Consider the following 11,992-nt stretch of genomic DNA (forward strand, 5'->3'; position numbering starts at 1 on the left):
GGATCTCGGGCGAGCGAGCGCGTCCGGAGGCGGCGAGTCAGCGCGACTGGCTCTCGATCCGGGCGGCGGTCACGCGGCCGTCGCCGGTGACGGTCACCTCGCAGGACTCGAAGCGGAACCGGAGCCGCCCCGCGAGGGAGCCCGTGTCGCGGTCCGGCGCCACGACGCGTTCCAGCGCCGCCGCGTCGAGCGCGTCGTACAGCGGGTCCAGCTCCAGCGGGTCCCGGCCCGTCTCTGCGGCGACCGCCTCGACTATCGCCGAGAGCAGGGTGCGGTCGCCGTCGTCGTACCGCCGTGTCGTGGTATCGTCCGTGGTCGGCTGGTCTGTCTGGTGCATGCTGAGAGAAGTGCCTCGCTACCGCCACCAGCACGGACAACCGCAAAAGCCCGGTCCCTACAGTTCGAGGGTGTGCCGTCGTCGGCGCCGGTCGGCGGGCTCAGCAGTGCGGTTCCCACCGCTGGACGGTGACGGTCTCGCCGGCCGCGACGCCTTCGAGGCTCTCGGGGACGACGACCCAGCCGTCGGCGGCCGCCACCGAGGAGAGCACGCCCGCGCCGCCGCGTACGGGCTCGACGCTCCCCTCACCGGTCTCACGGACGCGGACGAACGACCGGACGCCGACCTCGCTGGCTATCTTGCGGTCCAGCGTCGCCTCGAACTCGGGGAACGGTTCGGGCTCGAACCCGCCGGCCGTCGCGACCGCAGGGCGCAACAGCTGGACGGCGGTCACGAGACAGGAGACGGGGTACCCGGGCAGGGTCAGCACGGGCGTGTCGTCGACGACGCCGTAGCCGACCGGGTGGCCCGGTTTGAGCGCGACGCCGTGGCCGAGCACCTCGCCCAGGTCGGCCACCACGTCGGCGATGAGGTCCCGCTCGCCAACCGACGAGCCGCCCGTCGTGACGACGATGTCGTGGTCCGTGTCGCGCTCGACCGCCGCCCGGAGCGCGGCCTCGTCGTCGCCGACGATATCGCGGTAGGTGGCATCCCCGCCCCAGCGCTCGACCAGCCGCGAGACGGTCAGCCCGTTGGTCTCGGTGGTCTCGCCGTAGCCCGGGTCGAAGTCGACGAGTTCCTCGCCGGTCGGGACCACGCTGACGGTCGGCCGCTCGTGGACTGACACGGAGCGGTGGCCGCCGGCCTTCAGCAGTCCGAGACCCGAGGGGCGCAACCGCCGCCCGGCCTCGAAGAGCCGGTCGCCCCTCTCCACGTCCTCGCCGGCGGGCGCGACGTTCTCGCCGGGCGCTACGGCGGCGAACACCTCGACCCGCTCGCCGCGCGCCTCGGTCTCCTCGACCACGACGACGGCGTCGGCGCCGTCCGGCATCGGGCTCCCCGTGTGGACGTAGCGGGCCTGCCGGGCGCCCACGTCGCCGCCCGTCTCGTCGAGGACGGCCGGCGAGCGGTCGCCGGCGTCGTGGGTGTCGGTCGCGCGGACGGCGTAGCCGTCCATCGCCGCGCGGTCGAACCCCGGCACGTCCCGCGTCGCGTCGACCGGCTCGGCGAGCGTCCGTCCGTCGGCCTCGGCGACCGGTACCGACTCGGCCGCGGTCGGCGGGTCGACGGCCGATAGCAATTCCTCGCGCGCGGCGGCCAGCCGCGTCACCTCCGTGAAGCCCTCGTGTCCCATTGCCGGCGGTTCGGGGGCGAGCGCCTAAAGGAATCCGGGACCGGCCTCGTGCCCCCGCCGCGACATCGCGCCGACCACCGCATCGGCGCGGCGACTACCGCATCGAGGCGGCGTCGACCACGAGGCTCCGGTCGACGGATATCCACGTCGACATCCGCTCGACGCCGGTCGCGTCCGGCGGGTGGACCGTACACCGGTCCGGTCGGTCGGCGTACTGGACGAGCGCGAGTTCCAGCGCCGGCGGGTCCGCCCGACCGTGCTGGTCGGCGTCGGTCGACGGGGTGTGGGGCTCGGAGACGGTGTCGTCCGCTGACTGGGGTCGTCCCGACATCGTGTTGCTCACTCGAAGGGTGTCGGGTCGCCCACAAGAGGGCTGCTATGAACTCACAATAGCGCAACGTATCGACCGGGAGCCGACGCGAGTCGACCGGATGGGAACGTGGAAGATCCGGCGTCGCCAGAAACTACGGTCTGACCGTCCGCAGGACCCACGTCTCGGGGTTCAGTTGTTCGACCTCGAAAGGGTCGAGGTCGCCGGGGCCGTCGGCCTCGGCCGACAGCGAGGCGAGGAACGACCGCACCGGCGTCGGGTCGCGGTCGGAGACGAGGACGAGCTCGTCGCCCCGTTCGGTCGCGTCGAACGCCTCGCGGACGCGGTCGTGGCGGGCGTCGGCCTCCACGCCGCGCAGGTCCGCGGCGTCCTCGGGGGGATCGACCGACCACACCTCCTCGACGCGCTCGTGGGCGTCCTCGCCGAGCTGCTGCATCTGCCCGGGTAACTCACCGGGGCGGGGCGTCGTCTGGACGCTCGGGTCGAAGTCAAGTTCGGCGAGGATGGGGGCGTCGAGCCCGTCCAGCGGCTCGCCGTGCTCGAAGAGGTCGTGCTCGTCGCCGCAGGTAGGGCAGGTGAACCCGGCCATGTTGACGGCGACGCCGAGGACGGGTACGTCGTTCTCCTCGAACAGGTCCAGCGAGCGGGCGGTGTCCGTGACGGCCGCGTGGAAGGGAGTGGTGACGAAGACGACGCCGTCGAGGTGGACCTCCTGCAGCGTCGTCAGCACCACGTCGCCGGTCCCCGGCGGGAGGTCCACCACGAGGGTGTCCAGGTCGCCCCAGGCGGTGTCCTCGAACAGCTCAGAGAGGGCGTCGTGGGCCATCGCGCCCCGCCATGCCAGCGGCGCGCCCGACTCCATGAGCCCGACGCTCATCACGTCGAGGTCGCCGGCCTCGACGGGCAGGGGGTTACCGTCGTCGTCGGAGTAGACCGGGCCCGAGACCTCCAGCATCTCGGGGACGTTCGGGCCGTGGATGTCGGCGTCGAACAGCCCCACGTCCAGGTCCGCGCCGGCCAGCGCACAGGCGACGTGCGTCGCCACGGTCGTCTTGCCGACGCCGCCTTTCGCGCTGGCGACGGCGATGACGCGGTCCACGTCCGCGAGGCCGGTCGAGCGGTCCTCGTCGGCGGCGTGGGCCGTCTCGCGCTCGATGTGGGCGTGTTCGACCCCCGGCACGTCGGAGACCGCCTGGAGCATGGCGCTGGTCACCTGCTCGCCCTCCTGGGGCCGGAAGTCGTTCAGGTCGGCGACGACCGTGACCGCGCCCGCCGAAACCGCGATGTCGGAGACGAGGCCTGCCTCGAACACGTCCTTGCCCACGTCTGGGTCCCGGACCTGCTGGAGCGCGGCCTCGACCTCCTCTTTCAGGTCGTCGTCGGTCGGTTCGTCGTCGGTACCGTCCGTTTCCGCGTGTGCGTCGGCGTCAGTGTGTTCGGACATAGTGGGTGGACAGCGAGGGGAACGTCAGAGGTCGGGCTGGCGATTCAGGTGGTCCTCGCCGGGGAGCGTGGTGTCGCCGCGGTCCAGCGCGCCGGTGAACTGCCGGCGGAAGCGGCCGGGGTCGGCCTCCAGGGCGCGGGCGGCCGTGCCCCGGACGATCCGCGGTTCCGACTCGTCGTCGGCCGTCTCGGCCAGAACCTCGCGGGCGCGGTCGTCGTCGACGCCCGCCAGCAGGTGAACGGCCCACTCGCGGACGCGCTCGCTCTCGTCGTCGGCGGCGTCCAGCAGCGGGTCGAGCGCGTCCTCGCCGCGCCGTTTGAACACCGAGACGAGGGCGTTGCGCCGGACCGCGTGGTCGTCGGCGTCGAGCGCTTCCTCGATGCGGTCGGCGTAGGCCTCGCGGTCGATGCGGTCCAGTGCCACGATCGCCTCGGCGCGGACCCACGGGTCGTCGTCATCCATCATTTCGAGGGCGGCGGGACCCGCTCGTTCGCCGCCGAGTTTCGCCAGTGCCTCGACGGCGAACTGGCGTACGTCGGCGTCGTCGTCCTCCAAGCCAGCGGTGATCAGCGCCTCGACGATGGCCGGGTCGTGGTCCTCCTCGGCGAGCGCGAGCGCGGCCCGCTGGCGCTCGACCGCGTCGCCGGTCGCGAGCCGTTCGAGTTTCTCCCGGGCCGTCTCGCTGGCGATGAGCGAGGTGTCGGCTGCCGACAGCTCCCGGGGCGTCGCCTCGCCGATCGTCACGTCCTCGCGGCTCACCTCGATGTCCTCGAGGCCGGCGTGGTCGACATCGAACCCGGGACTCTGCTCGGGGTGAACCCGGGGGTCGGTCGGCCCGTCGGTGGCCTCCTCGGGGTCACGCATCGGCGACACCCCCGGAGAGCCCCTCGGTTTCCGCGCCGGCGGGCGCCCACTCCTGGACCAGCACGACGAGTCCGAGCGCGAACGCGACGGCGCGGGGGAGCGTCGCCGGGACGCCCGCGGTCAGCAGCAGCGCCGCGGCGACCGCGGGGCCGAACGTCCGCCGGCGCGCGTCGGCGACGACCGATGCGACCGCGCCGCCGATCCCCAGCGCGAGCAGCGACAGGGGAACCGTCCCGGCGTCGAACGCGACGAGCGCGACGGCACCGGCGACGAACGGCGCCGATACCGCGGCGACGACCACCGCGAACGCCCCGACCGCCCACAGCCCCAGGTCGATGGTCGCGTCGACCCCACGAGCGAGCGGGAGCGCGGCCAGCGTCGCGAACGCGACGGCCGCGCCCGCCGGCCGGAGCGTCGTCGTCCCGAGCCCGGCGGAGGCCGCCAGCGACCACGCGAGCGCGAGCGAGCCGAGCACGGCGACACCTCCCGGACGTGCGACCGGCGCGAGCGCGGCTCTGAGTGAGTCGACAGCACCGACGCGGGCGTGCGCTCGGTCGGCGAGTTCGGCGACGAGGGCGGCGCCGGTCCCGGCGAGGACGGCGGCGGCCGCCGGGAGCCACGCGGCGGCGTCGACCGCCCCCACGAGCCCGAAGACGCCCACGGCCGCCAGTGCCACCCGCTCGGCGCGGGCGTCCGTATCCACGGCGAGTCCCAGGACCGCCAGCGCCGGGACCACGGCCGCCAGCGTCGTCACGGTCGGGGCCACGGCGCGGCCGACCGGCGGGAGGCCACCGGGCGCGTTCCGCACGAGCCGGAGTATCAGGACACCGGCGGTCGGGACGAGCGCGACGGCTCCCGCGAGCGTCGCCGGCGACCCGGGGAGTCCGTCGCCAACCCAAGTGCGCACTGCGGTACGAACGGTCGAGTCCCCGGCGTTCGCGGTCGGTCGGCTCACGGCTCGCCCTCCCCCTCCAGCCGGTCGGCGAGGTCGTTCGTGTCGGCGGCGACCAGCCGCCGGCAGAAGGCGGCGAGTTCGCCGTAGTAACCGGTTCCGCGCTCGCCGTCGAGCGCGTCGTCAACCCCCTCGGCGAGCACGGCGAGGTGGCGGTCGAGGAAGTCCAGGCGTGCCCGGGCGGCGTCCGGGTCGACCGCCGCCTCGCGCCGGCAGAGGTAGCCGGCGAACTCCAGTTCCAGCCGGTAGTGGTCGTGGTTCTCGCGGCGCTGCTCGTCGACCTCGACGCCGAAGTAGTCGTACGCGCGAGCGAGGTCGAGGTTCACGTCGTTCCACGACGCCTCCGGCCGGTAGCCCGACTCGTACAGCGACACGTCCGGCCCCTCGGCGTCGATGGTGCCGTCGGTGCGGTCCTCGACGGTGGTCTGACCGAGCACGAACAGGTCGTTGAACCGGGCACAGACCGTCTCGCGGTCGTCGTCGGTGGTGAGGTCGGGCGGTTCGACGTCGAGGGTCGTCCGGTCGAGCAGGCGGCGACACTCCCGGTCGAGCGCGCCGGACGCGAGCGCCTCGTGCAACTGTTCGTCGGGCTCGGTCATCGCCCGGGCGGCCAGCGCGTACAGCCCGCCCCGCGCCGCGGCGTCGCGGTCGGCGTCGGTCGGTGGACCGTCGTCGACCGCCGCGCCGTCGCGCTCGGGGGCGTCCTCCGCGGAGTCGGGGTCGACGGGTTCAGCGTCGCTCACGCCGCCTCACCCCGAGTTCGGCGGACGCCCTCGATAGTCACGACGGCCACGAACAGGACCGCGAGCCCGGCGACCGTCCAGAGGATCGTCTCGTATGGCGGCCCCTGGGGGCCCGGGCCCATGGCGAGGTACTGCCACTCGCTGACGGACTTGCGGCCGGCCCGCTCGTCGTAGGAGCCGTTCCAGACCGCGACGGCCACGTCCACGTCCCGCTCGCCGGACAGGTCGGTCCGGTTGCCCGCCATCTCGGCCTCGCGAGTGAACGCGACGTGCCACTCGCCGTCCTCGTGGACCGCCTCGGCGTCGACGGCCGACTGCTCGAACGACGTGGTCGTGCCGGCACCGCCCGCGAGCAGTTCCTCCGTCGCCCCGGTCCCGCTCCAGTACCAGACGTTGACGCGGTTGCTCGTGGAGCCCATCGCGATGGGCGGGCGTGCGCTCTCGTTCTCGGGGAACTGGACGGCGACGGCGTCGGCGAACTCCCGGAGACCCGTGGCGTTGCGGTCGGCCGTCGCGTCCGGCCAGGAGACCCGGACGAACACGTGCGACTCGTTGGTCGCCGCGCGGACCTGCGCCTCCTGGACGGAGACGTTGCTCGCCCCGGGCAGCCCGCTCGGCGCGCTCGCCAGCGCGAGTTCCACGCTCGGCACGGCCGTCCACGACTCGGCGGTGGGGTCCGTCGCGTTCGCGCCCACGTCGCCGACCGGCACCTCGTTGGCCGGCCGCGCGCTCGACAGCGTCGGCAACACGGCCGCGCCGACCACCGCGAGGACGACCAGCGCGGCGACGCCGACCCAGGAGCGGTCCGGCGCGGTCTGTTCGCGGGCACGGCCCGCTCGCCGTTCCGAGCCGCGCCGCGGCTCGCGCCCCTCACTCATCGTCGAACACCTCCAGCCGGTACTGCTGTGCGGGATTCTTGTCCTGGAGTATCTCCATGAGTTCGCTATCCTCGCCGCGGCGCACCCGGTCGCGGTGGCGCTCGATGGTGTCCAGCGCCTCGTCGACTCGTTCGCCGAACAGCTCCTCGAGGTAGTCCCGCGGGATGCGGTCGACGCCCTCGATGCTCTCGCCGTCCTCGGAGTGTTGGGGCGGGGCGTAGGGCGGGATGTAGTAGACGTTGGGCACCGTCTCGAACTCCGGATGGAGCGGCAGCGCCACCTCGTACTCCTCGACGAGCTTGTAGATGGGGCCGTCCTCGTCGTCGAGGTAGCCCACCAGCCGCAGCTGGGGCGGACACTCCTCCGCGCAGGCGGTCGCGTGGACCTCGTCGTCCGGCCCCTCGCCCTCGATGCGCGGGTAGCAGAAGATGCACTTCTCCGACTTCTTCTTGGCGGCGTTGTAGTACACCTTCTTGTAGGGACACCCCTCGACGCAGTAGCGGTAGCCGCGACACCGTTCCTGGTCGACGAGGACGATGCCGTCCTCCTCGCGCTTGTACAGCGCCTGGCGCGGACAGGCCTCCACGCAGGAGGGGTGGGTGCAGTGGTTGCAGATCCGCGGGAGGTAGAAGTAGTAGCTGTTGGGGTACTCGCCGGCGCCCTCGTCCTCGTCCCAGTTGGGGCCCCACTCGGGGTCGACGTTCTGGGGGCGCAGCGGCTCGTCGCTGCCGTCGTACATGATCTCCGAGTGGTTGAACTCCCAGTCGCCGCCGTAGCGCTCTTTGGCGGGGATCTCGCCGGGCTCGCGCTCGCTATGTTCGTCGGACTGCCAGCCGCCACCCGAATCCTCCCAGCCCTTCGGGTAGCCCTCGCCGGGCTTGGTCTCGACGTTGTTCCAGTACATGTAGTCGCGCCCGCCGCCCTCCGTCCAGAGGGTCTTGCACGCGACCGTACACGTCTGGCAGCCGATGCACTTGTTGAGGTCCATCACCATCGCGACCTGGTGGTCGACCCCGTCCGCGATGTCGATGTGCGTGTCGTCGCTCTGGGCGTCGTCGGTGCTCACGAGCCGTCACCTCCCGCGTCGGCGTCGACATCACTCCCCTCCGGCGGGGAGCCGCCGTCGGCCAGTCGCAGGTCCGCCTGCTCGTCGTCGCTCTCGCCCTCCGCGTCGTCAGCCCCCTGGTCGACGGGGCGCACGTCGACGCGCACGTCGGAGTTGACACCGGTCGGTCCCCAGTAGTTGGGGAAGAAGTACAGGTGTTCGCCGGTGTCCTCGGGGTACTGGACGAGCTGGGTCGGCTTCATGTACATCGGGACCAGCGTGTTGAAGTTGTTCCGGCTCGGGTACTGGAACTTCTCCCAGGAGAAGAAGTGTCGCACCGTCCCGGGCTCGCTCGACGGGTAGATCTTCGCCTGCACCTCGACGCTGCCGAGGTCGTTGAACACCTCCACCGTGTCGCCGTCCTCGATGCCCCGTTCCTCGGCGTCCTCGGGGTTGAGGAACACGGTGGGCTCGCCCCGCTGGAGGTTGAGCATCGTCTCGTTGTCGCGCCAGGTCGAGTGGATCGACCAGCGGCTGTGGGGCGTGTTGTACGACAGGGGGTAGCTCCCGCCGGTGTTCGTGGGGCCTTCCTTGTGCGTGGGGAGTTCCTCGCCGAGTTCGAGGAACCAGTCGTGGTCGACGTAGTACTGCTGGCGGCCGGTGAAGGTGGGCCACGGCTCCTTGTCCTGGACGTAGTTCTTCCAGGGGGCGTAGGCCTCGCCGTCCTCAATGTCCGACGACCAGTGGCTCCCGGCTTCGAGGAGGCGCTGGGGCTGGTCGATGGTGTCGTCGAGGGTGATCTGCTCGTCGGTCCCCTCGGGGTTGGACTCCTCGGAGTGTTCGAGGATGTACTCGCAGGCCGCCCGGTCCTCGGCAAGCGCGCCCGCCTCGCCGGTCTGCCAGTCGCGCACGTAGTCGTCGTACACCGACTGCAGGTCGATCTCGCGGTCGAACTTCCGGTCGTCAATGGGTTCGACGCCCCGCTCCTGAGCCACTTCCTGGATCTTCTCGGCGAGGTCGCGGAAGATCTGCCAGTCGGTCCTCGCCTCGCCCAGCGGCTCGACCGCGGGCGTGAACGGATGCACGTACGTGTGCATGTCCGTCATCGAGAGGTCGTACTTCTCGTAGTGGCTCGCCGCCGGGAGGACGATGTCCGAGTACAGCGCCGTCGAGTCCATCCGGAAGTTGATGTCGACGACGAGGTCGAGTTTCGGCCAGAGGTTCTCCTCGACGGCGACGTTGCCCTTGGCCTGGTTGAAGTAGTTGCCCCGCCAGACGAACATCGTCGAGGGGTCGGGCCGGGAGCCGTCCTCCCGTTCGGAGGGGTAGACGGGCATCCAGTCCTTCTCGATGGACTCACGGATCTTTGCGGCGGTGTCCTCGTCGGTGTTGTCGAGGATGCCCGCGTGGAAGTAGGTCCACAGCGTCGTCGGGACGCCGCGGACCGACCCGGTCGGGAACGACAGGGACTTCCAGCCGTTGAACGTCCAGATCTTCTCCTGGCCGACGTAGTGGTCGAGCCCGGTCCCCTGCTCGCCGAGGTTACCGGTCAGCGTGACGAGCAGCTGGATGGCCCGGTTGCCCAGGTCGTTGTGGTACCAGTCGTTGACGCCCTTGCCGTGGATGATCTTCGCTTTGTCGGCCTCCGCGAACTCCCGGGCGATGCGCTGGTAGGTCTCCTCGCCGACGGTCGTCTCCTCGGTCACGAACTCCGGCGTGTACTCCGCGAGTTCGTCCCGGAGGTTGTCCCACACGGAGCGCACGGCGACGCTGTCGGCGTCGGCGCTCTCGGCGAGGTCGACCGACCGCTCGACCGACAGCTGCGGGTCGAAGTCGAGTTCGATCGAGGAGTCGGGGTCCTTCTGGCCGTCCCGGTCCCCGAGCGACCCGGGGGCCATCCGCAGGTTCCCGTCCCCGTCGACCATCACGAACGTCTTCTCCGGGCGGTCGGCGTCCTCGCCGACGCCCGGCACCTCGCTCGCGCGCAGGAACTTCCCGGTGTCCTCGCGGACGAGCAGCGGCATGTCGGTCTGCTCCTTGAGGTGCTGTTCGTCGTGGAGCCCCTCCTCGACGATGGTCTGGGCCATCCCGAGGGCGAGCGCCGTGTCGGTGCCGCCCTCCGGCGAGAGCCACTCGTCGGTGTGGATGGCAGTCTGGGAGTAGTCGGTGAAGATACCGACGCGCTTGGTACCGTTGTACCCGGCGTCGAGGAAGAACTTCGCGTCGGGGATCCGGGTGACGTTGATGTTCGACCCCCAGGCGATGATGTAGTCGGCGTTGTACCAGTCGGCGCTCTCGGCGTTGTCCGTCTGGGTGCCCCAGGTGATCGGCTGGCCCGGCGGCAGGTCCGAGTACCAGTCGTAGAAGCTGTGGGAGACGCCGCCGAGGAGATTGATGAGCCGGCTCCCGGAGGCGAAGGAGATCGGGCTCATCGCCGGGATCGGCGTGAACCCGGAGATGGCGTCGTACCGACCCGCCTGCACCTCGTCGACGACGTGTTCTGCGATCTCGGTGAGGGCTTCGTCCCAGCTGATCCGCTGCCACTTGCCCTCGCCGCGCTCGCCGGTCCGCTTCATCGGGTACTTGATCCGCTGGTCGGCGTTGACGTAGTCGGTGTAACAGGCCCCCTTCTGGCAGCCGCGGGGGTTCGGGTCGGGCAGGCTCTCGTCGAAGTTCGGGTAGTCGCCGGCCTGTTCCTCGCGCCAGACCTGCCCGTTCTTGACGTAGACGTTCCACGAGCAGGAGCCGGTGCAGTTGACCGAGTGGGTCGAGCGGTGTTTCGAGTCCCAGTCCCACTCCTCGCGGTACAGGTCCTCCCACTCCCGGTAGGGGTAGTCCCCGATGGGGTCGTTGACGACCTTCAGCCGGGTCATCTCGAGGAAGTCCTGTGCGAGGCCCGTCTGAGTGGCACCCGCGCCGGCGACGCCGGCCGCGCCGACGCCCTTCAGGAAGTCCCGGCGGGACACGTCCACGTCGGCACCCCCGTCCGTCGCGGCGCTACCGGTCGCGGTCCCGTCGGTAGCGTCCCGGTCGGCGGCGCCGTCGAGGCCGTCGGTCGCTTCGCTGTCGGTGCTGTCGGTCGGCGGATCGTCGGTTCGGTCGTGGTCGGTCGAGTGGTCGTCGGTCATTGTTTGGAGACGAAGATCGTCGCGAGTCCGCAGGCGACGCCGGCCGCGGCGAAGGCGATCCCCGCGACGGTGTCGCCGCCGGTGTCGAGCCCGACGGCGATCAGCGCGACGCCCAGCAGCTTGCTCAGTCGGTCGATCCAGCGGTAGGAGCGCTCGGTGACAGTCACGGCGGTCATGGCTCGCCCTCCGTGTCGGCGCTGTCCTCGGTCGTCGGGCCGCCGTCGGACGCTCCCCCCGCGTCCGCTGGCTCGGGTGCGTCCGGTCGGTCGGTGTCGTTGCCGCGCAGCAGGCCGTACGTGATGGCGGCACAGACCGTCGGCCAGCCCAGCAGCGCCCACCAGAGCACGGCGTTGACCGGGCCCGTACTGGTGTTGAGCACGTCAGCGGCGATGTTGTTCATCCCCGCGATGGAGGCGACCATGATGAACGTGACGCCGAAGACGCCGACGGCGGTCTGTTTCGGCCGGTCGAGCGGGTTCAGCGCGAAGTGCTCGGGCTCGCGGTAGTAGTCGATAAAGGGCCAGGCGGCGACGGCCCCGAACACGAGCCCGGGCATGAGGATGCCGCCGACGAACTCGGCGTTGACCTCCCCGAGGATCGGGACGTGGAAGGCGAGCCACGAGGGCAGCAGCTTCAGGAAGCCGTAGACCCACATCAGGAACCAGTCGGGCATGATGAGCGCGGGCGTGCTCGCGGGGTCGTTGGGGCCGTACTCGGCGACGTTGTGGACCGGGAGGAAGCCGGCCAGGATCGAGAGGGTCGCCAGCGTCAGGAAGAAGACGACCGCGCTCACCGCCGCCTGGTTCGGGAAGGCAGGCAGGCCGACGATGACGCTGTCGTCGTCGCGGTCGACGGCGCCAGCGACCGTCGCGCGGACCCCGCCGGCGGTGCCACCGTCCGCGGCGGTCGCGCCGTCGCCGGCCCCGTCGGTGGCGACCCCGTCACCGCCGTCGGCGGTCGCGGCTCCGCCGCCGTC

General features: G+C 71.4%; 12 protein-coding genes. All 12 read right to left on the reverse strand.

All coding sequences use genetic code 11. The features are described from left to right. Positions 1–37: 37 nt before the first annotated feature. Positions 38–337 carry a HalOD1 output domain-containing protein gene (locus tag ACMGFG_RS18050; RefSeq protein ID WP_436931711.1) on the reverse strand — a complete coding sequence of 100 codons (300 nt, stop codon included), beginning with the start codon at positions 335–337 and terminating at the stop codon, positions 38–40. Between the two features lie 100 nt (positions 338–437). Next, positions 438–1,631: a molybdopterin molybdotransferase MoeA gene (locus ACMGFG_RS18055; protein WP_436931712.1), complete on the reverse strand. Its 1,194-nt coding sequence runs from the start codon at positions 1,629–1,631 to the stop codon at positions 438–440. A 94-nt stretch (positions 1,632–1,725) separates the two neighbouring features. Beyond that, positions 1,726–1,962 carry a DUF7511 domain-containing protein gene (locus ACMGFG_RS18060; protein WP_436931713.1) on the reverse strand — a complete coding sequence of 79 codons (237 nt, stop codon included), beginning with the start codon at positions 1,960–1,962 and terminating at the stop codon, positions 1,726–1,728. Between the two features lie 133 nt (positions 1,963–2,095). After that, positions 2,096–3,406, reverse strand: coding sequence for a P-loop NTPase (locus ACMGFG_RS18065; RefSeq protein ID WP_436931714.1), 1,311 nt, complete (start codon positions 3,404–3,406; stop codon positions 2,096–2,098). A 24-nt stretch (positions 3,407–3,430) separates the two neighbouring features. Next, a complete protein-coding gene (locus ACMGFG_RS18070) occupies positions 3,431–4,270 on the reverse strand; it encodes a HEAT repeat domain-containing protein (protein ID WP_436931715.1) in 840 nt (279 codons plus the stop codon). Further along, a complete protein-coding gene (locus tag ACMGFG_RS18075; protein ID WP_436931716.1) occupies positions 4,263–5,177 on the reverse strand; it encodes a DUF8068 family protein in 915 nt (304 codons plus the stop codon). Before ACMGFG_RS18075 ends, ACMGFG_RS18070 begins: the two co-directional genes overlap by 8 nt. Positions 5,178–5,221: 44 nt before the next feature. Then, positions 5,222–5,965 carry a molecular chaperone TorD family protein gene (locus ACMGFG_RS18080; protein WP_436931717.1) on the reverse strand — a complete coding sequence of 248 codons (744 nt, stop codon included), beginning with the start codon at positions 5,963–5,965 and terminating at the stop codon, positions 5,222–5,224. After that, positions 5,962–6,843 (reverse strand): ethylbenzene dehydrogenase-related protein, encoded by an 882-nt coding sequence (locus ACMGFG_RS18085; RefSeq protein ID WP_436931718.1) that lies wholly within the window; start codon positions 6,841–6,843, stop codon positions 5,962–5,964. The genes ACMGFG_RS18080 and ACMGFG_RS18085 overlap by 4 nt, the downstream gene beginning before the upstream one ends. Next, the gene (narH, locus tag ACMGFG_RS18090) at positions 6,836–7,909 is read right to left on the reverse strand and encodes a nitrate reductase subunit beta (protein WP_436931719.1); all 1,074 of its coding nucleotides are present in this window, start codon (positions 7,907–7,909) and stop codon (positions 6,836–6,838) included. The genes ACMGFG_RS18085 and narH overlap by 8 nt, the downstream gene beginning before the upstream one ends. Then, complete coding sequence (narG, locus tag ACMGFG_RS18095; protein ID WP_436931720.1) at positions 7,906–11,016, reverse strand: nitrate reductase subunit alpha; 3,111 nt, start codon at positions 11,014–11,016, stop codon at positions 7,906–7,908. Before narG ends, narH begins: the two co-directional genes overlap by 4 nt. Continuing rightward, positions 11,013–11,192 carry a DUF8120 family protein gene (locus tag ACMGFG_RS18100; protein WP_436931721.1) on the reverse strand — a complete coding sequence of 60 codons (180 nt, stop codon included), beginning with the start codon at positions 11,190–11,192 and terminating at the stop codon, positions 11,013–11,015. Before ACMGFG_RS18100 ends, narG begins: the two co-directional genes overlap by 4 nt. After that, positions 11,189–11,992: cytochrome b family protein (locus tag ACMGFG_RS18105; RefSeq protein ID WP_495849356.1), on the reverse strand; the 804-nt coding region annotated here is incomplete at its 5' end. The genes ACMGFG_RS18100 and ACMGFG_RS18105, both read right to left, overlap by 4 nt.

This window comes from Halosimplex halobium, assembly GCF_051414055.1.
GTDB lineage: Archaea > Halobacteriota > Halobacteria > Halobacteriales > Haloarculaceae > Halosimplex > Halosimplex halobium.